The 23,301-nt window shown below is 69.7% G+C and carries 19 protein-coding genes and 1 tRNA gene; 10 read left to right on the forward strand and 10 right to left on the reverse strand.

Annotation, left to right across the window (positions count from 1 at the left end; genetic code table 11):
• The first annotated feature begins 360 nt into the window (after positions 1-360).
• The 4 genes from D9T14_RS12405 to D9T14_RS12420 all read left to right on the forward strand — a co-directional run bounded on the left by D9T14_RS12405 (position 361) and on the right by D9T14_RS12420 (position 3,208).
• Positions 361-1,533, forward strand: coding sequence for an ATP-binding protein (locus D9T14_RS12405; protein ID WP_119162804.1), 1,173 nt, complete (start codon positions 361-363; stop codon positions 1,531-1,533).
• The gene (locus tag D9T14_RS12410; protein ID WP_119162803.1) at positions 1,530-2,096 is read left to right on the forward strand and encodes a methylated-DNA--[protein]-cysteine S-methyltransferase; all 567 of its coding nucleotides are present in this window, start codon (positions 1,530-1,532) and stop codon (positions 2,094-2,096) included. Before D9T14_RS12405 ends, D9T14_RS12410 begins: the two co-directional genes overlap by 4 nt.
• Entirely contained in the window at positions 2,086-2,688 is a 603-nt protein-coding gene (locus tag D9T14_RS12415) for a DNA-3-methyladenine glycosylase I (protein WP_119162802.1), read from the forward strand. The genes D9T14_RS12410 and D9T14_RS12415 overlap by 11 nt, the downstream gene beginning before the upstream one ends.
• 241 nt (positions 2,689-2,929) lie before the next feature.
• The gene (locus tag D9T14_RS12420) at positions 2,930-3,208 is read left to right on the forward strand and encodes an isoamylase early set domain-containing protein (RefSeq protein WP_119162801.1); all 279 of its coding nucleotides are present in this window, start codon (positions 2,930-2,932) and stop codon (positions 3,206-3,208) included.
• 111 nt (positions 3,209-3,319) lie between these two features.
• On the opposite strand, the gene D9T14_RS12425 is transcribed toward D9T14_RS12420, so the two are convergent.
• The 5 genes from D9T14_RS12425 to D9T14_RS12445 all read right to left on the reverse strand — a co-directional run bounded on the left by D9T14_RS12425 (position 3,320) and on the right by D9T14_RS12445 (position 10,083).
• Positions 3,320-4,570, reverse strand: a complete 1,251-nt coding sequence (locus tag D9T14_RS12425) for an alpha-amylase family protein (RefSeq protein ID WP_119162800.1) — start codon at positions 4,568-4,570, stop codon at positions 3,320-3,322.
• Between the two features lie 79 nt (positions 4,571-4,649).
• Entirely contained in the window at positions 4,650-5,780 is a 1,131-nt protein-coding gene (locus D9T14_RS12430) for a mannosyltransferase family protein (RefSeq protein WP_119162799.1), read from the reverse strand.
• Complete coding sequence (locus tag D9T14_RS12435) at positions 5,777-7,309, reverse strand: glycosyltransferase family 87 protein (protein ID WP_119162798.1); 1,533 nt, start codon at positions 7,307-7,309, stop codon at positions 5,777-5,779. The genes D9T14_RS12430 and D9T14_RS12435 overlap by 4 nt, the downstream gene beginning before the upstream one ends.
• Positions 7,310-7,430: 121 nt before the next feature.
• Positions 7,431-9,671, reverse strand: a complete 2,241-nt coding sequence (locus D9T14_RS12440; protein ID WP_170175628.1) for a transglycosylase domain-containing protein — start codon at positions 9,669-9,671, stop codon at positions 7,431-7,433.
• The gene (locus D9T14_RS12445) at positions 9,664-10,083 is read right to left on the reverse strand and encodes a DUF5318 family protein (RefSeq protein WP_119162796.1); all 420 of its coding nucleotides are present in this window, start codon (positions 10,081-10,083) and stop codon (positions 9,664-9,666) included. Before D9T14_RS12445 ends, D9T14_RS12440 begins: the two co-directional genes overlap by 8 nt.
• A gap of 228 nt (positions 10,084-10,311) precedes the next feature.
• On the opposite strand from D9T14_RS12445, the gene D9T14_RS12450 reads away from it, so the two are divergent.
• Positions 10,312-10,384 (forward strand) — tRNA-Ala (locus D9T14_RS12450).
• Positions 10,385-10,450: 66 nt separating this feature from the next.
• Here the strand turns inward: D9T14_RS12450 and D9T14_RS12455 are convergent.
• The 4 genes from D9T14_RS12455 to D9T14_RS12470 all read right to left on the reverse strand — a co-directional run bounded on the left by D9T14_RS12455 (position 10,451) and on the right by D9T14_RS12470 (position 15,403).
• Positions 10,451-11,449: a DUF362 domain-containing protein gene (locus D9T14_RS12455; RefSeq protein WP_119162795.1), complete on the reverse strand. Its 999-nt coding sequence runs from the start codon at positions 11,447-11,449 to the stop codon at positions 10,451-10,453.
• Positions 11,450-11,703: 254 nt separating this feature from the next.
• Positions 11,704-13,011 (reverse strand): hypothetical protein, encoded by a 1,308-nt coding sequence (locus D9T14_RS13385; RefSeq protein ID WP_126464148.1) that lies wholly within the window; start codon positions 13,009-13,011, stop codon positions 11,704-11,706.
• A 478-nt stretch (positions 13,012-13,489) separates the two neighbouring features.
• Positions 13,490-14,278 (reverse strand): hypothetical protein, encoded by a 789-nt coding sequence (locus D9T14_RS12465; RefSeq protein ID WP_119162793.1) that lies wholly within the window; start codon positions 14,276-14,278, stop codon positions 13,490-13,492.
• Between the two features lie 489 nt (positions 14,279-14,767).
• A complete protein-coding gene (locus D9T14_RS12470; protein ID WP_119162792.1) occupies positions 14,768-15,403 on the reverse strand; it encodes an NAD(P)-dependent oxidoreductase in 636 nt (211 codons plus the stop codon).
• A gap of 144 nt (positions 15,404-15,547) precedes the next feature.
• On the opposite strand from D9T14_RS12470, the gene D9T14_RS12475 reads away from it, so the two are divergent.
• The 3 genes from D9T14_RS12475 (at position 15,548) to D9T14_RS12485 (ending at position 18,090) form a co-directional block, all read left to right on the forward strand.
• A complete protein-coding gene (locus D9T14_RS12475; protein WP_119162791.1) occupies positions 15,548-15,889 on the forward strand; it encodes a winged helix-turn-helix transcriptional regulator in 342 nt (113 codons plus the stop codon).
• A gap of 338 nt (positions 15,890-16,227) precedes the next feature.
• Positions 16,228-17,154 carry a protein-ADP-ribose hydrolase gene (locus D9T14_RS12480; RefSeq protein WP_197720625.1) on the forward strand — a complete coding sequence of 309 codons (927 nt, stop codon included), beginning with the start codon at positions 16,228-16,230 and terminating at the stop codon, positions 17,152-17,154.
• A gap of 57 nt (positions 17,155-17,211) precedes the next feature.
• A complete protein-coding gene (locus D9T14_RS12485; RefSeq protein WP_197720624.1) occupies positions 17,212-18,090 on the forward strand; it encodes an SIR2 family NAD-dependent protein deacylase in 879 nt (292 codons plus the stop codon).
• 75 nt (positions 18,091-18,165) lie between these two features.
• Here the strand turns inward: D9T14_RS12485 and D9T14_RS13735 are convergent, their stop codons facing one another.
• On the reverse strand, positions 18,166-19,608 hold the full coding sequence (locus tag D9T14_RS13735) for a bifunctional phosphopantothenoylcysteine decarboxylase/phosphopantothenate synthase (RefSeq protein WP_119162789.1): 1,443 nt from the start codon (positions 19,606-19,608) through the stop codon (positions 18,166-18,168).
• A 433-nt stretch (positions 19,609-20,041) separates the two neighbouring features.
• Between D9T14_RS13735 and D9T14_RS12495 the strand changes: the two genes are divergently transcribed.
• Both D9T14_RS12495 and D9T14_RS12500 read left to right on the forward strand, forming a co-directional pair.
• Positions 20,042-21,130, forward strand: a complete 1,089-nt coding sequence (locus D9T14_RS12495) for an ADP-ribosylglycohydrolase family protein (RefSeq protein ID WP_119162788.1) — start codon at positions 20,042-20,044, stop codon at positions 21,128-21,130.
• A gap of 378 nt (positions 21,131-21,508) precedes the next feature.
• Positions 21,509-23,296: a PQQ-binding-like beta-propeller repeat protein gene (locus D9T14_RS12500; protein WP_119162787.1), complete on the forward strand. Its 1,788-nt coding sequence runs from the start codon at positions 21,509-21,511 to the stop codon at positions 23,294-23,296.
• The last annotated feature ends 5 nt before the right edge of the window (positions 23,297-23,301 follow it).

Raw genomic sequence — 23,301 nt, forward strand, 5'->3', positions numbered from 1 at the left:
ACTGCTTCGCCTACATACCACTCCTGCTACTGGGCGGCCCAGAAGAAGTCAACCGGCTCGACCCCTGCCACATGTGGACACACCTGGAACTCATCGCCCAAGCAACCGGCACACCCAAAGAACCCTGGTACCGGCCATCACGCCCTGTAACGACCGCGAGCGACCGGCGGCCCGGCAGGCTTCCCGGCGCCCGTTTCCCGTTCGCGCCACCCGTTTCGGGGGACACCGCGATCCGGGCCAGGACACAACCGGTTTCACACCGCAGAAACCATCGCCGACACCGACAGCCAGACAGGCCCCACCGGTATGTCGATAACCTGCATCTAGGCCGTCTCCTAGACACTGTCATAGTGTGGTCCCATGGACCCCATCCGCAACCCGTACGCGCCCGGCGCAGGCCAGCGGCCACCCGAACTCGCCGGACGCGGCGAGCAGCTCGCCCACTTCGACGTGGTGCTGGAACGAGTGGCCCGCAACCGTCCCGAACGCTCACTGATCCTCACCGGGCTGCGCGGCGTCGGCAAGACGGTCCTGCTCAACGCGCTGCGCGGCCAGGCGGTCCGCGCCCGCTGGGGCACGGGCAAGCTCGAGGCCCGGCCCGACCAGACCCTGCGCCGCCCCCTCGGCGCCGCCCTGCACATGGCCGTCCGCGAACTCGGGCACCCCGACACCGACCAGATCCTCGGTGAGATCCGCGCCTTCATCGAGCGCGACGCCAAGCCCGGCGCCAAACTGGCCGAACGCTGGAACCCCGGCATCCGCGTCCCCGCGACGAAGGGCCGCGCCGACTCCGGCGACATCGAGATCGACCTCGTCGAACTGTTCAGCGACCTCGGCGGGCTGGCGGCCGACATGGGGGTGGGCGTCGGCGTCTTCATCGACGAGATGCAGGACCTCGGGCCCGATGACGTCTCGGCGCTGTGCGCGGCCTGCCACGAGATCAGCCAGCAGCGGCTCCCGCTCATCATCGTCGGCGCCGGCCTGCCCCACCTGCCGGCGCTGCTGTCGGCGTCCAAGAGCTACTCCGAGCGGCTGTTCAGCTACCAGAACATCGACCGGCTCGACCGGGCCGAGGCCGACAAGGCCCTCCAGGTGCCGGCGCAGGACGAGGACGCCGACTGGGGGCCCGACGCCCTGGACGCCATGTACGAGGCGACCGGCGGCTACCCGTACTTCATCCAGGCCTACGGGAAGGCCGTCTGGGACGTCGCCGCCGCAAGCCCGATCACCGCCGACGACGTGCGCATGGGTACCCCCGAGGCCGAGAGCGAACTGGCGGTCGGCTTCTTCGGCAGCCGCTTCGAGCGCGCGACCCCCGCCGAGCGGGACTACCTGCGGGCGATGGCCGAGCTCGGTATCGACGACGCCGAGGTCTCCAGCTCCGAGGTGGCCGGCCAGCTGGGACGCAAACCGCAGTCGCTGTCGCCGGCCCGGGACGCCCTCATGAAGAAGGGCCTCATCTACTCCAGCGAACGCGGCAAGATCGCGTTCACCGTGCCGCACTTCGGCCGCTACCTCAGGAACCAGCCATGACCGACGACAGCGGCCGCCCCGCACCGCCCGCCGGCACCCGCCCCCGGGAGTGGGGGCCGGTGCACTGGGACACCACCGGGTCACCACTGGGCACGCTCCTCGTCGCCGTCACCGACAGCGGGGTGCTGCGCATCGGCCTGCCCGCCGAGGATCACGACGCGATCCTGGCCGGGCTGGCCCGCGCCAGCGGTTCGCCGCCAGAGCGGTCGGCGGCGCACCTGCGCGAGACCACCGGGGAACTGCGCGAGTACTTCGCCGGGACCCGCAGGCGCTTCGACGTGCCCGTCGACCTGCGGCTGTCGAGCCCGTTCCGGGAACGGGTGCAGCGCGCGATGCTCACCATCGGCTACGGCCGGACCGTCAGCTACGGCCGCCTGGCCCGCATGGCCGGGGCCCCCGCGGGCGCCGCGCGGGCCGTCGGCGGCGCCTGCGCGCACAACCCGGTACCGCTCGTCGTGCCGTGCCACCGGGTGCTTCCCGCCGGCGGGGGCGTGGGGAACTATCGGGGCGGGGCCGCCATGAAGACCTACCTGCTGGACCTGGAGGAACGCCATGGGCACTGAGCTGGTCACCGGAGAGGACGGGCGCGTCCGCCCGGCCTGGGCGGCCCACGACCCGCTGCTGCGCGACTACTACGACCACGAGTGGGGCGCCCCCGTCACCGACGAGCGGGGCCTGTACGAGCGCCTGTGCCTGGAGGCCTTCCAGGCGGGCCTGAGCTGGGTGACGATCCTGCGCAAACGCCCCGCCTTCCGCCGCGCCTTCGCCGGCTTCGACGTCGACCGGGTCGCCTGCTTCGGCCCGGCGGACGTCGAGCGGCTGCTGGCCGACGAGGCCATCGTACGGAACCGGCGCAAGATCGAGGCGGCCATCACGAACGCCCGCGCGACGAGGACGCTGCGCGACCGCGGCGGCCTGCCCCGGCTCGTCTGGTCCTTCCGCCCGCCGGCCCGCCCGCGGCCCACGAGCACGGCCGAGGTCCCGGCCCGCACCCCGCAGTCCGAGGCGCTCGCAAAGGCGCTGCGCGCCGAGGGTTTCGTCTTCGTCGGCCCGACCACGGTGTACGCGATGATGCAGGCGGTCGGCGTGGTGGACGACCGGCTCGAGGGCGCCGCCGATCTGGTCGAATCCCCGGCCGGCGGCGCACCGAACTGATCCGCACCGACTCCCCCTGCCGGGGCGAGTGCGAGGACCCGCCCGCCCTCGCCTCCCCCGGTCCGCACGGGCTGCTGTCGGCCGCCTGTGCGGAAGGCTGTTTCTTTTTGTGAGACGCCGCTTCCCGGACGGATCGGGCGGCCCTACTCTGAGAGCAGAGGGCCTGCCGGACACCCCTTCTCGCTCCCGGCCGGACCGCACCATCCTGCCCGCAACCCGGGTTTTGCCGCGGAGGTTGGCCATGATCCGCACGGAAGCGATGTCGGAGAATCGCGTCGCCGTCACATTCACCCTGCCCGCCGACCACCCGGCCAGGCCGGTGAGCGTCGTCGGCTCCTTCAACGACTGGCAGCCCCTGCGCAATCCCCTCCGGGTGCGTCCCGACGGCAGCGCCTCGACGACGGTCATCGTGCCCGCCGGCACTGTCATCCACTTCAGGTACCTCGGCGCCGGCGGCCAGTGGTTCGACGACATCGACGCCCAGAAGATCACGGAGAACGGCGGTTGCCTATCGGTTTGACCGGGCGCACGGGCCCCAGCGGTGCTGCGGCCCACCCCTGTCGTGGTGCGCGGGCATCAACGTCGCTGTCCGCGCACCACTCCCCCTCCCGGTCCGGTGCGCGGCCCGGTTTCAGCCCTCGAACGCGAAGAGTTCGCCCTCGTCGTCGACGATGCGCGCCGTGGCGGTCTCCCCCACGCTCAGCGTGACGTACAGGCGCCGGGTCTCGTCGGCCCGGTCGCACGCCTCGTAGCTGATGCGGTCGTTGGCCAGCTGCGTGACGGTGGTGCGGGCCCGCACCAGCCAGGGGTTGCGGCGCCTGACCGAGATGAGCTGCTGGTAGCAGCGCAGCGTGCCGGCGCCGAGGGCCGAGAGTTCCTGCGGGTCGGCGGGTACCGCGGGGCGCACCTCGTCGTCGCCCCAGGCACGGTCGTACTTGATGCCGTGGAAACCCTGCTCGTCGCCGTAGTAGATGCTCGGTGTGCCGCCTACGGTGAAGAGCACCGTGGCGGCCAGGACGGCCTTGGCCCCGCCCACCTTGCTGGCGATGCGGGTGGTGTCATGGTTGCCGAGGAAGGTGAGCGGGGTGAAGCTCTCGCAGAACTCGTTGTGCCTGCCCAGCGTCCAGTCGAGTTCGTAGAAGTTCTCGTCGGCGAGACTGCTCCAGGTGGCCTTCCACAGCTCGTACTCGGTGAGCGAGTCCATCGTCGAGTCGGCGACGATCTGGGCGTAGTCGCCGTGGATGACCTCGCCCCAGACGAAGACCTGCGGGTGGGCTGCGCGCACGTCGGCGAGCACCGGGGCCCAGAAGGCGGGCGGTACGGCGTAGGCGGCGTCGAGGCGCCAGGCGTCGACGCCGAACTCGAGCCAGTGGTTCATGACGCGGGTGACGAGTTCGCGCACGGCAGCGGACTCGTGGTTGAGCCGGACGAGGTCGTCGCTGCCCTCGAAGTTGAGGCGGGTGGGCGGGGTCGTGGACCAGTCGATGTGGAACATGTCGGCGGTCGGGGCCTGCGGGCCGCCGTCCAGGGCGGCGAGCAGGTCGGGGTATGCGGCGCTGACGTGGTTGAAGACGCCGTCCAGGGCCACGTGGATGCCGCGTGCGTGGCAGGCCTGGACCAGGTGCGCGAGGTCGTCCGCGTCGCCCAGGCGGGGGTCGACGCGGAAGTAGTCGAGGGTGTCGTAGCCGTGCGAGACCGACTCGAAGATCGGTCCGAGGGCCAGGCCGTTGCAGCCGATCGACAGCAGGTAGTCGAGCCAGCCCTCGAGGGCGGGCAGACGGTGTTCCAGGGGCCGACGGCCGGTGGCCGGGCGGGTGGATGCGCCGAGGAAGCCGAGCGGGTAAACGGCCCACCAGATCGTGTCGTCGCTCCAGCTGGTCATCGCAGGCTCCTCCCCGGCGGGCGCCAGGCGACGCCTCGTGACCCCACTCTACGGCCATCGGGCGGCGTCGGGCGGGCACTCAGCTGGCCCAGTGTCCCAGGAAGAACAGTCGCGCCCACCAGGCCATCAGCGCCAGGTCGGCCAGGGTGACGAGCAGCAGGGCGACGGCGCGCACCGGGTCGGCGCCCTTCGAGGCGGGGCGGTGCGCGATGAGCCGGCCGATGCCGATGAACAGTGGGAACCACAGCAGGTCGCCGCGGTTGACCGACAGGAACCAGGTGGCGGTGGTCAGGGCGAGGAGCTGGACGATCATGTAGCCGGCCTGCGCCCAGGCCCGGCGGGCGAGGGTGACGATCACCGTGACGAGGCCGATGGCGGCGGAGACGATCTCGAAGCGGAAGATCCAGGCGCGGGACGGCTCGTCCGGCCAGGCGGCCGGGTCGGTGGCGAACAGGGTGTTCTGCAGGCTCTGCCAGGGGGTCGTCCAGCTGCGGTCCCAGCCGGCGCGCTGGGCGTTGAACCAGGCGTCCCAGTTTCCGGTGAGGCCGTGCAGATGGGCGAAGAAGGCGAGCACGACGAGCAGTGGCAGCGCGGCGATGGCGGCGTGCCGGACGCGGGCGAGTGGTGAGGCGGTGCGTTTGCAGTCCACGGCGCCCTCGACGGTGGGTTCGCCGCCGGCCAGGGCCAGTAGGACGAGCCCGGCGACGAGGAAGACGCCGGATATGCGGGTGGTGCAGGCGAGGGCGGCGAGCAGGGCGGACCCCCACCAGTGGCCCCTGCGGGCGAGCACCCAGGCCCACAGGCCGAGGGCGCAGAACAGGGCCTCGGTGTAGCCGACGACGGTGAAGACGGCCATGGGCGCGAGCAGCCAGGCGATGGCCGCCCACTGCCCGCCGAGCCGTTCCATGGCGAGGGCGGCGGCGAGCGAGGCGAGCGTGCTGACGGCGGCGATCGTCTCGACGGCGGGCAGGCCGAGCTGCATGGCCCAGTGCATGACCAGCGGGATGCCGGGGAAGAAGGCCATGTCCAGCCGGTCGGTGTAGCCGTCGGTGGCGATGGCCAGGTAGTGCTGGACGTCCCAGTTGCCCAGGGCCTGGCCGATCGTCGTGTCGTTGGTGCTGACGGTGTGCAGCAGCGTCCCGGCGAGCAGGGCGCGGGTGCAGAGCCACACCATGACGACGGTGCGGCTGCTCCCGGTGCGCCGGCTCACCGGGGGGCCTCCCCGTCCGGTCGTGGGGTCATGGGCTGCCCGGGCGCGGCGCCGCCCTGCGCAGGGACCCCCGGGACGCCGCCGACCCGCCCGTGTCCGTGCACCCCGACCGGCGCGAGGGCCTGGCCCGGTGCCGGCCGGGCACCGCCCCAGGCCCCGGTCCGGACGAGCGGCGCATCGGCGGCGTGATCGAGCACGCCGCCGGTGAGGTCGTCGAGATGACCGACCCGGGCCGGGTCGTCCCAGGGATTGAGGATGTCGTGCACCACCGAGGACGCCAGCCACAGCTGGCCGCCGACGCGCAGGAATGTGGCGATCCAGTAGAGGGAATCGGCCCCGGTGCCCGGGCCCATCACGCCGTCGAGGAAGGCCCAGACGGCGAAGTAGTAGCACAGCTCAGTGATGTTCCACTCGGCCCAGTCCCGGACCCTCGGCCGCGCCAGGACGACGAAGGGCAGCAGCCACAGGGCGTACTGCGGCGAGTAGACCTTGCCGCACACGGTGAAGACGATGAGGACGAGCAGGATCACCTGGGCGGCGCGCGGGCGGCGCGGGGCCACCGTCACGAGGACGGCGACGAGGCCGATGCCGACGACCGTGAGGACGGCGCTGATCACGGCGACGGCCGGGATCTTCAGGCCCATGAGCTCCAGGACGTACCACAGCGAGCCGAGGCCGGTGGGACGCTGGATGTTGCTCGTCCAGTACGCCGACCAGCCGCCCGGGTCGGTGAGGAGCAGCGGCGCGTTGAGGAGCGCCCAGGAGCCGGCGAACCCTCCGAGGCTCACGGCCCAGGCGCGCAGGCGCCCGCCGCGCCGGCACACGAGGGCCAGGGCGATGAGGACGAGGACGGGGAAGAACGTGGCCGAGAAGGCGGCGCCCAGCGCGGCGCCGGCGAGCAGGGGCCGTCGCCTGGCCCAGGCGAGGACGGAGAGCGAGACGAGCGCGACCGCCAGCATGTCCCAGCCGATGAGGCCGGACGCGATGACGACGGGGGCCACTGCGACGAGCAGCGCGTCGAAGCTGCGGGTCTGGACGCCCTGGGTGGCCTGGCTTGCCGAGCCGGCCCCGAGCCGGGCCTGGGCCACGACGACCACGAGGAAGGCGATGAACAGGACGATGGCGGTCAGGACGAAGAACAGATAGGAGGCGTCGAGCTGCTCCTGGCCGGTCGCCGAGGGGCTGACGTTGGCGCCGAGCAGTCCGGTGAGCCACCGGCAGACCGCGACGACCAGGCCGACCAGCGGCGGATAGGGCAGGCCGGCCTCGGAGTAGAGCCCGGCGCCCGTGGCGATCCCGTTGCCCTGGTAGACGAGGGGGATGTCGGAGTAGCACAGGCGGGCGTACGTGTTGACGGTGTCGCCGTAGCTGGTCTGCTGGCAGGGGGCCTGGCGCAGCATGAGGGCCACCCAGGACAGGCCCGCGACGAGGATCGACCACGGCAGCGGGTCGAACCAGAGGCCCCACGGGCGCGCGTGCCTGCCCACCGGGCCGCCGATGCGCTCCGAGAGGCGTACTGATCCGTTCACGGCCCCATCCTGCCAGCCGACACCAGTAGGAACCGTCAACGACCACAACAAGGGACGATACTGCGGTCTCGTCCTGAGCCAGCACGCCTCCAGGTCAGCAGCCGATGCCTTCCGTCAGCGGTCAGCCGCCGATTTGACCACCTCCGGCTGCACCGCCTTGAGCGCCACCGCCGTTGTTCGAGCCGCCCTGGTTGTTGTCATTGTTGTTCGAGTTTCCGGGATCGGTCCCGCCGCCACCGCTGTCACTGCCACCACTGCCGTTCTGGTCACCGGCCCCACCGGTGCCGCCGTTCGCCTCGCCTTGAGCCGTGCCCTGCGTGGGCTGAGCGGTCTGCGGCACGGTCGACTCCTCGGGCACCGTGGTCGGGTAGTAGTAGCTCTGCTGGCTCGACGGCGCGTAGGTGGCGTTGTTGCCGGAGCCGGCGCCGATGTTGTTCAGCCCCGAGAAGTACTCGTAGCCCATGCCGCTGGTGGCCACCTCCATGTAGTCCTCCCAGGTGTCGGCCGGGTAGAGACCGGAGCTGAAGGAGCCGTACGGCGAGTACGGGTTGAGGTCGGCGTTGCCGTCGCCGGCGACGTACATGACAGCTGTCGAGACCTGCTTGGTGGCGCCGACGAACCAGGCCGAGATGGTCTCGGACTCGTTGTCGTCCTTGGTGCCGGTCTTGGCGATGACGTCGCGCCCGAGCTGCCCGGCCGTCGTGCCGGTGCCGCTCGTGACGACCGACTTGAGGGCGGTCTGGGCGTTCTGGGCGACGTTCTCGTCGATCTTCTGGGTGCCCGACGTGTCACCGGTGTAGAGCGTCTCGCCGGTGGTGTCGGTGACACTCTGCACGACGTGGGTGGTGTTGGCCTTGCCGTCGTTGGCGATCGTCGCGAAACCGGTGGCGTTGGCCAGCGGGCTGACCTGGGCCGTGCCCAGGGCGATGCGGTTGTTGATGTCCCAGCCCTCGCCGGTGGGGATGCCCGCCGCGTTGGCCATGTCGATGACCGACTGCGGGCCGTCCTCCATGGTCGTCACCAGGTCGGTGAAGGCGGTGTTCATCGAGTAGGAGGTGGCCTGCATGAGGGAGACGTTGCCGTAGTTGACGTTGGAGTCGTTGTGGACGACCACCGGATCGCCGACGGGGGTGAAGGTGCTGCCGTTGAGGGACGTGCCCAGCCCGTAGCCCTGTTCCAGGCCGGCGAGCAGCGCCCAGGCCTTGAAGGTGGACGCCGCCGGGCGGGCGGTGGTCGCCCAGTTGATCTGCGAGGTCAGGTAGTCGGGGCCGCCGTAGAGCGCGTAGACCTCGCCGGTGCCGACCGCCACCGAGGCGATGGCGACGTGCAGATCGGCCTCGGACAGCCCCGGGGTGGCGGCGTTCGCCACGGCCCGGGTCGTGTAGTTCTGGGCGGTCTCGACGGCGGCGTTCTGCATGGTCGAGTCGAACGTCGTGGTGACCTTCAGGCCGCCCCCGGAGATCTGCTCTTCGGTGAGACCGGCCTCGAGCAGTTCGCTCTGGACCATCGTCATGAGGAAGCCGCTGGGGCCGCCGTAGGTGTCGTCGGCGGCGACCGGCGCCGTCTCTGGCAGGGCGTCGTAGGCGGCGTCGTGGTCGGCCTGGCTGATGCTGCCGGCCTCGAGCATGCCGTCGAGCACGTACTGGTAGCGCTCGAGCAGCTGGGCCGCGGCCTCGTCGCCGTTGGACGGGTCGAGCGCGGAGGGGCTGTTGATGAGAGCAGACAGCATCGCGGACTGGGCCGGGTCCAGGGCGGCCGCGTTGGTGTCGAACCAGGTCTGGGCGGCCTGCTCGACACCGTAGGCGCCGCGCCCGAAGTAGACGGTGTTCAGGTAGCCGGTGAGGATCTCCTCCTTGGAGACCGTCTTGTTGATCTTGACCGCCAGCGCCAGTTCCTTGAGCTTGCGGCTCATCGTCTGGGCGCTGGTGAGGTAGCGGATCTTGATGTACTGCTGGGTGATCGTCGAACCGCTCTGCAGGTCCTGGCCACGGGCGATGGCCCACAGTGAGCGGATCATGCCCTTCGGCGAGATGCCGTGGTTGGTCCAGAAGGAGCGGTCCTCGGCCGCGATGACCGCGTTCTTGATGTTCTCGGACATGGCGGAGGACTCGACCTCGGTGCGGTTCTGCACCGAGAGCTCGCCGATCAGGGTCGTGCCGTCGCGGTAGTAGATGCTCGTCGTCTGCGTCGTGTAGTCCTCGTTGGGCTCGGGCAGCTTGACGGAGGCGTAGAAGATGCCCGACGCGATGAGGGCGAGGACGACGATCCCGGCCAGGACCATGCCGGCGATGGCGGCGATGCGTTTCTTGCCGCCCTTGCGGGGCTTGGCTTGACGGCGGGGAATGCTCTTCTTGTTAGCCATAGATGTCCTCAACTGTCTGCTGATGCCGCGGCGGGCGGCGTCGGCGGCCATCACCCAGCTTGTAGGCCGAGATCATGTAGTTCCATCCGCAGTCGGGGCAGACCTCGACCTCGCGGACGGTGAACTCGCCGAACTCGGTCTCCATCTCGTCCAGCTCGGCGGGCTGCTTGATGCGCCCCGAGAACTGTCCGAGCTGGTCGCCGAACACATAGTGCAGTACGTTCATGCGTTCGCCGGCACAGACCGGGCACTCGGCGTCGGACGGAACGCCGTGATGAAGGGCCGACCGGATGAGCAGCGGGTCCGCGTCACACGGGTCGGACTCCATCATGGTGGCGTTGGGGCGCCGCATCGCCTCGAGCGTGGCCCGGCGCTGCAACGCGTAACTCACCACCTGACGTTGTGTCCGCATGCCTCCAAGAGTAACTGGACGGGCTGTGCCAAGGGACCTGGTGTCGCAGGACGTCACGCCGGACCGAAGGATCGCGCACAGGGGTGGGACGCGGGCGCAGCCCGCATGAGAGCCAGGGGCTACGCGGCATCGCACCGGCCAGCGGGTTCGGCGCGGGGCGGGCCCAGCCGCTACACTGTGAGGCGCCGTTCCGCGTGGCTGCCCGGCTGGGGTGGCCCGGCAGGCGACGGGGCATTAGCTCAGTTGGTAGAGCGACGGCTTTGCAAGCCGTAGGTCAGGGGTTCGAGTCCCCTATGCTCCACACTTTCCGCTTGGCCCTGCGTTCGTCGTGAAAAGACGCACAAGAAACGCAGGGCCAGCGATGAAGTCAGCTGCCGAATGGCACGATCCCCTCGACGGCATCGGCCGCGGTGATGCGCACATCGTCGTTGTCGATGTCGACGAGCACGTAGCGGTCGTTGCCCATGCCCAGCTCCTTCATATGGCTGAGCTGGCGCAGGCCGTGCCTCGACTCGATGCGCTCGGTCAGGGCGCGGTTGTCGTCGGCCGGCATGGCGTAGACGAGGTCGATGCAGGCCTGGTCGACGGCGAGCATGTCCACCGAGGCGAGGATGCCGACGTCGGGGGTGACGACCGGTTCGGCTCCCACGCCCTCGCAGTCGCAGGAGACCGACATGTTCCGCATGACGTTGACGAAGGTGATGCGGTGCCCGAAGTGGTCGATGACGGCCTTGGAGGACTCGGCCATGCGTTCCATGAACTCCTCCTCGCTGATCCCCCACTGATCACCACCAGGTGTGGCGTGGATCCAGGCCTTGCCGATCCGGCCGTCGGCGCAGCCGATGCCGATGTTCTTGTTCGAGCCGCCGAAACCGCCCTGGGCGTGCCCCTTGAAGTGGGTCAGGGCGACCAGCGAGTCGTAGTTGAGCAGATTGGCGCCCACCGACATCGCGTTGAACCACGTGCCGCCGCGCACCGGCAGCAGGGCGGTGCCGTACTCGTCGAGGATGTCCACGGGCGCGAAGGTCCAGCCGTTGACCTCCAGGGTCTCGCGGTGCTGCTCGGTGGTGAAGCGGCTGCCTGCGTAGTAGGTGTTCGTCTCGACCAGGTTGGCCCTGGGCAGGTCCTGCTCGACGAGTTCCTGCGCCCAGGGCCGTGGGAGGATGTTCGGGCCGTCCTTCTCGCCGGTGTGTACCTTGACGCCGACCTTGCCGGTGATGGCGCCGGCGACCCGGGCGTAGGCCCTGCGCAGCCCGGTGGCGGACAGGTCGCGGGTGAAGTAGACGACGGACTCGTTGCCGTCGCGCTGGTCATAGGGCAGGTAGGTGTTCCCGCCAGTACCGGGAACCGGGTTTCCGTCAGTCATGGTGACTCCAATCCGCTGCGCTCCACTGAATCGTCACTGACTCAGGAACAGGGGTGAGGGGACGATTCAACGCTACCCCTTGTCCTGCGCATCATGCGAGAAGACCAACGAGAACCGCAGGACAACCGGCGCTGCTGACGGCGCGTCGCACCCTGCGGTCCGGCAATGAGTCGTGGGCAGGGACACGAGAAGGTCTCCGCCACAGGACAGGTGGCGGAGACCTTCTTCTCGTTCAGGCGTTCGTCGATGTCGACTCAGACGCGGTTGCGGCGCCTGGCCAGGATCGAGCCGCTGGCCGCTGCAGCGATGACCGCGATGCCGGCGATGGGCAGGACTGCACCGGCGCCGGTCCGGGGCAGGCTGCTGGGCCGCGCGGACGAGGACTTCGTGGAGCTGCTGGAGCTGGAGGACGAGGACGGGGCCGTCGTGCTGCTGCTCTGCTCCGGAGCCGCCACCGAAGAGGAGGAGTCATCCGAGGACTCGGTCGAGCTCTGCGAGCTCGAGTTGTCAGAAGACGTGCTCGAGGGCTCGGACGACGTGGCCGAGTCGGAGGAGGTCGAGGACGTCGAACTCTCGGACTGGTTCGAGGACTCCGTGGACGATGCGGACTCCGACGTTGTATTCGTGGACTCCGACGAGGTGCTGGAGACGTCCGAGGACGAACTCGACGATTCGTTCGAGACGTTCGTGGACTCCGACGACGTGGACGAGGACTCGGTGGACTCGGACGAGGTGCTCACCGAGGAGGACTGTGAAGAATCCTGCGAGGTCTCATTGGAGGCGTTGGTGGACTCGGACGAGGACGTCGAGCTCTCGGGCTGGTTCGAGCTCTCGGACTGGCAGGTGCGCTGGCACGACTGGTCGGCCGCAGACTCGGACGGTGCGGCCGAGGGCGCAGCCGAGGAGTCGCCGAGATCACAGGGGCGCGAGACGAGCGAGACGGTGACGTTCAGTTCGGCCTCCAGAACGGTGACGCTCTCCTCCTTGACCTGCGTGCTGGACCCGTCCTTGGCGCAGTAGATGACCCGTCCGTCACCGACGTAGACGGCAACGACCTCGATACTCGCGAAGAACTCGGCGCTGCTCTGGTTCGTGGCGAACTGCCCCTTCTTGGAGAAGGACAGCACGTCACCCAGCTGATAGTCCTGAGCGATGTCCTGCCAGGTGTCCTCGTGCTCGTAGAGCCAGCGGGCGAGCTGGGCCGCGTAGGACTCGCTGCTGTGCTGCGAGGACTCCACGTTCTCGCTCACCCGCGCACTGGTGTCGGTACGCACGCTGCGGCTGTCCTTGTCGTAGTACGAGCCCTCGAGGACCTTACCGAGGAAGCAGTCGCGCTCGGACTGACTCAGGTCAGCGCTGGCGTCCATGAAGCTTCTGGCGCGGTCCACCTCCTTCTGGGCCGCCTCGGTGTCAACCTGCGTACTCGCGTGGTCCTTCACATCGAGCTGGGTGGTGTTGTCGCCCCCGCCCGATGCGCTGCAGTCCGTTGGGCATGCGTAGGCGGTGGAGGGAATGAGCAGGGCTGCTGCACACACGAGGGCAGCAGGGATCGACTTCTTCATGTAGAAAGCTCCTTGGGGTATAGGCGCTCCACTAAGGGGGGCAGAACTCGATTGTAGGGGGAAGCAAGGGCATGGTCCATCGCCTGTCCAGAACTTGCCATCGGCGCGAGCGCGCGGGGAACCAAGCCATGGCGGTCCCGTCACAACGCATCCGAGGAGGCCACGAGACACCATGCACGCTAGTGAACGACCAGTTGGGGGTCAGGACCAGGGCCCCGCCCCGAATTCGGGACGGGGCCCTGGAGTCGGCCACGGTTCGCGACAGCTCTACGGCAAGAGACACAGAAAATGAGGTGAGCCGTCTCCGATTGGCCGGCCCTTCACACACCCCTCCTCGACTCGCGCCTCGGAATCAGACCCGGGCTAGAGAACCATCAGACCGGAGATGGCCCGATTCATCCTCTGGTCTTACCACCCTGGGATGGTGTGCGAGAACAACTCCGACCATCGCTTCAGCGGGCACGGGGCACTCGACAACTCACTCCCACCAGTCATCACACTCGGGCCAGTCGTTGTCATCGCATCCCGACGTGCCGTCGCTCTTCTCAGACTCCTTCGTGGGGGTCGAGGAGGGCTGCTCACTCGGCGTCTTGTCCGGCTTCGAGGACGAGTCGCCGTTGTCGCAGGGACGCGAGACGAGCGAGATGGTGACGTTCAGCTCGGCCTCCAGGACGGCGATGCTCTCCTCCTTGATCTGCGTGCTGGACCCGTCGTTGGCGCAGTAGATGACCCGTCCGTCACCGACGTAGATGGCCACGACCGTGACGGTTGAGAAGAACTCGGCGCTGCTCTGGTGCGTGGCGAACTGCCCCTTCTTGGAGAAGGAGAGCACGTCGCCGACCTGGTAGCTGTGGGAGCCGCTGCTCCACCAGCTGTCCTCGTGCTCGTAGAGCCAGTAGGAGAACTCGGAGGCCTTGAAGCCGCCGTGCGAGAAGTGATCGAGTTCGGTGCTCTTGTTGACCCGCGCGCTGTGGTCGGTGCGGATGGTGCGGCTGCCCTTGTCGTAGTAGGAGCCCTGGAGCACCTTGCCGAGGAAGCAGTCGCGCTCGGACTGGCTCAGGTGCGCGTTGGCGTCCTTGAAGCTCCGGGCATGATCGACTTCCTTCTGGGCCATCCACGTGTCGGTCTTCGTGCTCGCGTGGTTCTTCACGTCGACCTTGGTGTGGTCGGCCGACCAGTCGCAGCCCGCAGGACACGCCGAGGCGGTGGAGGGGATGAGCAGGGCCGCCGTTGCGCACGCAAGGGCGGCGGGGATGGACTTCTTCACGAGAAAACTCCTTGTGATCGTAGGTATTCCCATTGGGGATGGGCACAAAGAGGTTCCCACAGATTCGGGGACATGGGAAGAAGCACCCACCAACCCGCTCACGAGGCGAGCACCCCTCCCCGGATCCCACCAAGGCAGTGATTCACCTTGTGAAACTGGGAATTACCAGGACAACCCCGAACCTGTCCACGGAATCACCCTGAGCTCGCAGAGCATGCTCCGAGCACACAGCAGGGCCCACCGCGGGACCCGTCCTGAGCGAGCCCCACGGCGGGCCCGGGCGCGGCCGGCGACCCTCAGCGGACCCTGAGTCCTGCTCACCAATCAACGCATGCCACCAGCACTCGATGACAACACCCCGGATCATCAACGGCAGGTGCACTGAGTCGCGCCGGGCCCGCAGCCAGAACCTCGGCCGTCGGGGCTACCGACGAGTAACGAGAACACGGCACCAGGTGACCGCGACCACTCGGCCGAGCTGCTCCTGGGTCACTTGCGAACGACGCTGATGCGCTCGCGGCTGTGCGTGCCCGACTCGATCTCGTCGACCACGGCGATCGCGTAGTCGGCGTACGAGATGACCGACTCGCCGCGCTCGTTGAGGGTGAGTTCCTCGCCGCCCACGATGTACTTGCCGCTGCGCTCTCCGTCGGCCTGGAAGTCGGCGGCCGGTGAGACGTAGACCCAGTCCACGTCCGAGCGCTTCCGCAGGTCGGCCAGTGCGGCGCCCATCGCCGCCGCAAGCGGCTTGAAGGACTCCGGGAAGTCCGGCCCGTCGCAGACCTGGGCGGTGTGCTCCGGGTTGGTGTAGAGCGAGCCCGCGCCACCGACGACGACGAGGCGCGTCGGCGTACCGGACAGCACGTCGCACAGGTGGGCGAGCGTGGTCGAGTGCTGCGGCAGGGTCTCGGGCGCCCAAGCGCCGAAGGCGTCCACGACGGCGTCGAAACCGGCCAGCTCCTTGGCGGTCAGGTCGAAGATGTCCTTGACGAGGCCGCTGGGGGCCACCGTCTGGTTGGCCGATCGGGTCACAGCGGTGACGTCGTGGTCACGCCGGACGGCCTCTTCGACGATGAGCCGGCCGGCCTTGCCGTTGGCCGCGACGACGGCGATCCTCTTGGTCATGGTTCTCCTGCTTCCTGTGGTGGTGTCCGCGCCCCGTGGGGTTCGCGGCTGATACCAGGAGACTAGGATGGTTCATGCTTTCTGGGAAGAAGGCACTATTTTGTGCTGTAGATACCTATAAGAAACTATTGGAGTTGACAAGCAATGCCGAGAACCAGGGCAGTCCCCGACGAGCTGCCTGCCTGCCCAGTGGAGACCACCTTGACACTCATCGGGAACAAGTGGGTCGTCCTCGTCCTGCGTGACCTGGCCGACGGCACCCGGCGTTTCAGCCAGCTACAGCGCTCGATCGGCCGCATCTCACAGAAGGTGCTCACCCAGCAGCTTCGCGCGATGGAGGCGAACGGCCTGGTCGACCGCACGGTCTACGCCGAGGTGCCACCGCGCGTGGAGTACTCGCTCACCGAGCTCGGGCGCAGCCTGCAGCCGATCCTCGACGCCATGCGGGAGTGGGGCGAGGAGTACAAGAAGCGGGTGGCGAGCTGACGTCACGTCCCCGCAGCAGAGGACTCCCACCACCCCAGCGCCGCGCGCACGAAAGAACGCTGTCGGGGCGCTGGGACCGGGCCGCGTAGGCATACACCGCCGCGCGCACAAGGGAGAACGCGCACGAGGCGCGAGGGATCGCGCATGAGACAGTCACCGGAGCCGCGCGCGGAGCGCACGCGCGCTGCATCCTGCACGCCACGGTCACGACGATGCCACATCGCAGCTGGACAGGCGCCTGGGCAGACGCTCATCATCCCGGTTGGTCACCTGCGGGTGCCCATCGCACTTCGATGTGCCGTCTTGCGCACCCATGCGGACAGCGGCAGTCTGGCGCCGTGACGACCGATTCACAGGCGATGAGCCAGGCCGAGCGCAGGCGCTGGCTGCTTGATGCGCTGCTCGCGGAGGACCCCGAGTACGCCCGGCTCGAGGTGCCGGCCGGACGGCACGACCAGCAGCGGCTGCTGCGCGGGCTCATGAACGTGCGCATGCCAGCCCCGGTGAGCGAGGACTTCCTCGCCGTGCAGGACGCCTACCTGCGTGAGTTGACCGCGGGCAAGGGCGTCACGAGCCTCGACGAGCTGACGCCGGCCCCGCACGACCCCGACCTGTTCTGCTGGCAGGGCGACATCACCACGCTCGGGGTCGACGCGATCGTCAACGCGGCGAACAACAAGCTGCTGGGCTGCTTCGTATCCAACCACCGCTGCGTCGACAACGCGATCCACAGTTCCGCGGGCGTGCAGCTGCGGGTGGCCTGCGCCGAGCTGATGCGCGCGCAGGGGCACGACGAGCCGACCGGTACGGCGAAGATCACCCCGGGTTTCAACCTGCCGGCCCACCACGTGATCCACACCGTCGGGCCCGTCGTCACCGGCCCACTCACCGCCGAGCACCGCGAGCTGCTGGCCTCCTGCTACCGTTCGGCACTGGCCCTGGCGGACGAGAGCGGTCTGGCCAGCATCGCCTTCTGCTGCGTTTCGACGGGCGAGTTCGGCTTCCCCAACGACGCGGCGGCCGCCGTTGCGCTGGGCGCGATCCGCGACTACAAGGAGCGGGCGGGCTCAGCCCTCAAAGTGGTCCTCAATGTCTTCACCGACCTGGACCTGCGGCTCTACAACGAGCTGCTCGGCGGGCATCGCCTGGAGGCTGCGGATCTTGCGTTCGAGGAGCAGCATGCGGATGAGCATCGCAGAGAAGATCGGCCTGCACCGCGGGGTGGTAGGCACAGGACACGGCTGGATTGTAGAGGTGGCGGGTAGACCGGAGGGGACGTCCCGACACCCTGACAACACCCTGATGGAACGGAGGAGCATGTCGTGAGTGGCGACCGGACCACTGGATCGAATGACGTCTTCGAGGCGGGCATCGGCCGTCTCGCCGGGATGATCGCGGAGGCGGAGGCCGTGCTCGTCGGGGCCGGGGCGGGCCTGTCGACGGCGGCCGGACTGTCCTACTCCGGTGAGCGTTTCGAACGGCACTTCGCCGACTTCGCCGAGCGCTTCGGCATCACCGACATGTACTCGGGCGGCTTCCACCGGTTCCCCGACCCGGAGACCTACTGGGCGTGGTGGAGCCGTCACATCTGGGTCAACCGCTACGACTGCCCGGTGGGGCGGCCGTACCTGGCCCTGCTCGAGATCGTTCGCGGTCGGGACCACTTCGTCCTCACGACGAACGTCGACCACCAGTTCCAGCGGGCCGGCTTCGACCGGGCGCGGCTGTTCTACACGCAGGGCGACTACGGGCTGTGGCAGTGCTCGCTGCCCTGCCACCGGGGCACCTACGACAACTACGAGACCGTCGCCGCGATGGTCGAGCAACAGCGCGACCTGCGGGTGCCCCCGGAACTGGTGCCGCACTGCCCGGTGTGCGAGCGACCGATGAGCATGAACCTGCGGGCCGACGACACCTTCGTCCAGGACGCCGGCTGGGACGCGGCCGCCGATCGCTACGCCGCGTACCGCCGTGAGCACTCCGAGGGCAGGATCGTCTACCTCGAAGTGGGAGTCGGCGGAAACACCCCGGGCATCATCAAGTACCCCTTCTGGCAGGCGGTCGCCACCAACCCGCAGGCCACGTACGCGCAGCTGAACCTCGGCGAGGTGTTCGTGCCGGACGAGCTTGCAGGCCGCTCGATCGTGGTGGACGCCGACGCCGGCAGGGCGCTGGCGGCGCTGCGGGATGCGCTGGCCTGAACCGGCCGGCCCTACCGGGCGATCAGCCTGCGTTCCTCGTGAAATGACGCACGAGACACGCAGGGTGAAGCCCGCTCAGCGCCCGGAGCGGGCCTGCACGATGGCCGACAGCACCTGGTCGGCGACTTCCCGCTTGCCGGCCAGGGGCAGCTGGGTCTGCCCGGCGGGGGTGATGATCGTCACGACGTTGGTGTCACCGCCGAAGCCGGCGCCGGGCGTCGACAGGTCGTTGGCGACGATGAGGTCGACGCCCTTGCGCTCCAGCTTGCGCCGCGAGTTCTCGACGAGTTCGGTGGTCTCCATCGAGAAGCCGCACAGCGTCTGGCCGGGGCGCCGGTGCTCGCCCAGCCAGGCGAGGATGTCGCGGGTGCGTTCCAGTTCCAGCACCGCCGGCCCGTCGTCCTTCTTGATCTTCTGCTCGGCGACGTGGCGGGGCCGGTAGTCGGCGACGGCCGCGGCCATGATGACGACATCGGCCTCCTGCGCCTGACCGGTGACCGCCTCGAACATCTGCTCGGCCGACTCGACCCGCACGACGCGGTCCATCTCGGGCGGCGGGGACGCGGTGCTGCCGGCCACGAGCGTGACGTGGGCGCCGCGGTCGCGGGCCGCCTTGGCGAGCGCGAAACCCATCCGGCCGGTGGAGTGGTTGGTGATGTAGCGCACCGGGTCGATGCGTTCGATGGTGGCGCCGGCCGTGACGAGGACCCGCAGACCTGCCAGGTCGCCGTCACCCTGGGGCGGAGGCCCGGGCTCGGACGGTACTTCGGCCGGGCCGGCGGGTCCGTCCACCGGGGCGGGATCGCCAGGGCATTCGCCCACGGATCCGTCGGCACGGGCGGTGCCGCCCGCCGGGGCGGGCGCCTCAGTGCCGCTGGGGTCGAGGCGGTCGAGGCCGCCATCGGCTGCGGCGGCGCCGTCCGGGCACGGTTCGACCGGATCCGCGGGCAGGCCGAGGCGTTTCAGCACCCGCGCCACGAGCACCTGCTCGTCGGGCATCCTGCCGGGGCCGACGTCACCGCAGGCCAGGCGGCCGCTGTCGGGGGCGAGCACCTCGTAGCCCAGGCCGGTCAGGCGCGTCAGATTGGCCTGCACGGCGGGGTTGGCGAACATGTGGGTGTTCATGGCCGGGGCGATGAGCACGGGGCAGGTGCAGGCGAGGATCGCCGTGGTGAGCAGGTCGTCCGCCAGGCCGTTCGCGATCCGGCCGATGACGTCGGCGCTCGCCGGGGCGACGAGCACGAGATCGGCGGCCCTGGCGAGGTCGATGTGCTCCATCGCGCTACCCGGGCCGGAGGGGATGTTCTCGACCGGGCACGGGTTACCGGTGAGGGCCTCCAGGGTGAGCGGGGCGATGAAGTCGGTGGCGCGCGGTGTCATGACCGCCTGCACGGTGACACCGGCCTTCGTCAGGGCACTGGCCAGCCCGGCCGCCTTGAACGCGGCGATGCTCGCGCTGATACCGAGCAGCACCGTCGGCCTGCCGGCCCTGCGCGCCGCTCCCCTGCCCTCAGCCATGCTGCCTCCTTGGTCGCGATGGCTCCCACCGTACCGGGGCGGCGAGTGGCACCCCAGGGGCCACCTGCACCCCGCCCATGGGCGCGCCACGGCCTCGCCACCGGCCCTCGTCTCGTGGCCGCGCCACCGCGGAGCAGGCCAACCGGCTGTCCGACACCACCGGCCCTCGTCTTGTGGGCGCGCCGGCGGGCGACGCACTGGTGTGCTCCACGTATCAGCGAAGAATGGGGCGCCCGGGGCCGCGCCCGTAGATGGCGCACGCCTGCCCTCATCGACGGCCGGCCACGCAGCGACGGGCCCAACCGACCCGGCGTCCCGGTCGACGTCAGCGGTGAGCCGGGCGTGGAGGCGACGCGCCCGCCGCCGGCCAGGGCCTGCGGGCTGACGACCTGTTCTACGCTGGGGCGCACCAGCCGAAGGAGGTCACGTCGCCATGAGCACCGTCGCCGCGCTGCACGACCGTATCCGCGGGGCCGTCCTCGGCTCCGCCTGGGGTGACGCCTGGGGGCGCCCCACCGAGTTCTGGAGCTTCGAGCAGATCGAGCAGGCCGACCCCGCCCCGAGCGATCCGCTGGTCGTCTCGGACGACACCCAGATGTGCCTGGCGACGAACACCGCGCTCACCGGCCTCATCGCCTCCGACGAGGGGCGTCGCGCGCTGCTCGCCCTGCCCGCCGGCCAGGGCTGGGATCTCGTGCGCGAGGCCTTCGCCCACCGGTACATCGCCTGGCGCTCCGACCCGGACAACGACCGGGCTCCGGGCAGGGCGTGCCTGGCGGCCACCGGCAGGCTGGAGCTGCTGGCCGCCGCGGGCAGCGCACGGAGCTGGCGCGAGGGCGCGCTCGGCAACGACTCGAAGGGCTGCGGCACGACGATGCGCGCCCCGTGGACCGGGCTGCTCGGGCTGCCGGAGCCGGTCACCGCGGCGGTCTCGTTCGCCCAGTCGCAGATCACCCACGACCACCCGATGGGCTGGGTCGCGGCGGCGGTCGTCGCCCTACTCACCCAGCGCTGCCTGGCGCTGGACGACACGGCCCGGCTCCGGGACCTCGGGCTGGTCGGGGCGGCCGAGCAGGCCATCGAGGTGGTGCGGCCGCTGGCCGGGCTCGGCTCGGGCGCCGAGCGGGCGGGCGTCGCCGCCGCCTGCGACGAGCTGGCCGCGCGCCTGGCCCGGGTGCGGTCGCTGTGGGGCGAGTTCGCCGCGGACAGGGGTGACCCCTGCCTGTTCTTCGGGCAGGGCTGGGTGGCCGACGAGGCGCTGGTCACCGCGACGGCCGTGACACAGCGGGCCGTCGACGCCGGTGACCCGGCCGACGCGGTGCGCCGGCTGGTGCACACCGGCGGCGACTCCGACTCGATGGCGATCCTGGGCGGCGCCTTCGTCGGTGCAGCCTGGGGTTTCCGGGCCCTGTGGGCGGGCCGGCCGGTCGAGGGGCACTTCGAGCCGCGCTACGAGCGGGAGCTGGCCGAGGCCGTCGTCTCGATCGAGGCGGCACGGGCCGCCCTCCAGGGCGCTGCCTAGCCCAGCGCTCTTGGACAACACAGGCCGTCTTGCCGGGTGCGGCCAACCAACCCCGGATTTACCCCTGCATCTCGTGAAAGGCCTCACCACGGCATGGTTCTTGAGTAACCTCCTTGGATGTGCCCGGCAGCTCACGTGGGCATGTCCTCGGAGTTCTGTGCGGCCCGGTTGGCAAACAGGAGATGCGACGTGCCCGTGGGGATCGCGGGGGCCTGTGGACGACCTGAACGAACTGCGCAAGCCTGCCGAAGTTCCGGGTTCGGAACAGGACCGGCACGGCAGTGAGGACATACCATGGCCATCTCCGCTCCCGACGATCACGGGAGCCGGCAACCCGCCGGCACGATGGCCGGTCGGCCCCGCAGACCCACGGCCCCAATGACCAGAACCCGGGTCGACGTGCTGCGCGGCACCCGCACCGGTGCACTCCTCGCCACCATCGCGCTGGTTGCGCTGGCCGCGCGGTTCCTTACCAAGGACATCATCGTCTCGGGTGATCCCCTCGCGACCATCGCCTGGTTTGTCCTTCTCACGCTCGTCGTCTGGGCCATCGGCGTGGTCCTCCGTTCCCAGGAACTCAGCTCGGGGCACCAAGGCAACCGGGTGACCGCACCGGCCATCATCGCCGTGCTGTCAGTCGTGGCGCTGGGCGCCTGCATCTGCAGCTCGGTGGAGCTGGCGTCCGAGTCCGGTTTTCTCCTTGGCCACCCGGTCGCCATCGGAGCCGCCTGCCTTAGCTTCGGCGCCCTCGCAATCACGGACCTGCTGCTGCGCACCCACCCGGCACGCCACCGGAGAAGCGCGCACGACATCGCCCGCTGGCGCCCGCTCCCCTCCGCGGACACCTCCCGTACCGCGACCGCCCTGACGGGCCTCATCACCCTCACCCTGGCCCTGGCCGTGGCACTCACCCCCGTCTGGGCGGCCCGGCCGATCCAGCGGACAGCGCCCGAGCCGTCGCAGATCCCCGCCGTCCCCGCCACGGTGGCCGGCGAACCCGCCTGGGCCATCGACCTCGACGAGGACATCGACACGATCACGGTCGGCGCTGCCGGCCCCGTCCTCGTCACCGGCGCCGAGATCCGCGGACTCGACCCCGCCGACGGGTCGACCCGATGGACCTACCACCGTCCCAACGCCGAACTCCTCAGCCTGGGAGACCACGGGAAGATCATCACCGGCCCCGACCACCGCTACGCCGCATTCGTCACCGAGACTCCTGGGAGCAGCGCCGGCGGCCTTGTGAAAGCCGTGGAGCGGGCACCGGTCACCGTCCTCGACACCCTCACCGGGCGGGTCGTGGCAGAACGCCTCGTCACGCGCAAGTCGGTCTACGAGCTGGGACCGGTTCAGCTCACCGACACCGCGGTCCTCATCGGCACCGAGGCCATCGACCTGACCACCGGAAAGACCCTGTGGACACTGCCCGAATCAGAAGACGCCCCCGACTACGCCGGCCCGGCAGGCCACTCGACGTTCATCCTGGGCAAGGAGGTGGACAGGTCGGTCCTCGCCGCGTCCATCGTCCTGGCACCCCAGGACGACCCGAACCGCAGGACAGTCATGGAGAATGTGAGCCTCAACGACCACTACTTCTCCCCTCTGGTCATCGACGGCTGGACGATCCAGTACACCGAGGAGCCGACGTACGACGACGGCGGCCCGGCAGTCGCCATCAACATCGACGAGGTGGCGGCAGCAGGAGGCACCGACGGCGCCCAGAGGATCGACCTCGGACAGACCACCGGCCCGGACTACCGCCGGTCACGCACGAGCCTCGTCGCAACCGCCCTGGACAGCAGCGTCACTCGTTCGACACGACCCGCCACCGTCTTCGACCCGGTCACCCGTACCACGAGCCCCGCCGAGCGGTCCACGACGGTCGACACCGCCAGGCTCGACGTCACCAGTGACCAGGCGCGCCGTGAACGCGTGCTGCAGGTGCACATGACCTCCCCCGATGGCCCGGTGACCGCTGACGTGGCGGTCACCGACGACGAGTTCGAGGATCTGTACAGGGCCAACCGGAGCAACCGGCCGGACACGCAGTTCCCGTACTTCCAGTACGCGACGGTCCTCGCAGCCCCCGGGGCCGTCCTCGTGCACGTCGAATTGACGTCCTATGCCCGGCCAACCTCCAGCCGCAGGCTCTACGCCATCCGCTGAGATCC

Source organism: Propionibacterium australiense, assembly GCF_003666605.1.
Lineage (GTDB): Bacteria > Actinomycetota > Actinomycetes > Propionibacteriales > Propionibacteriaceae > Propionibacterium > Propionibacterium australiense.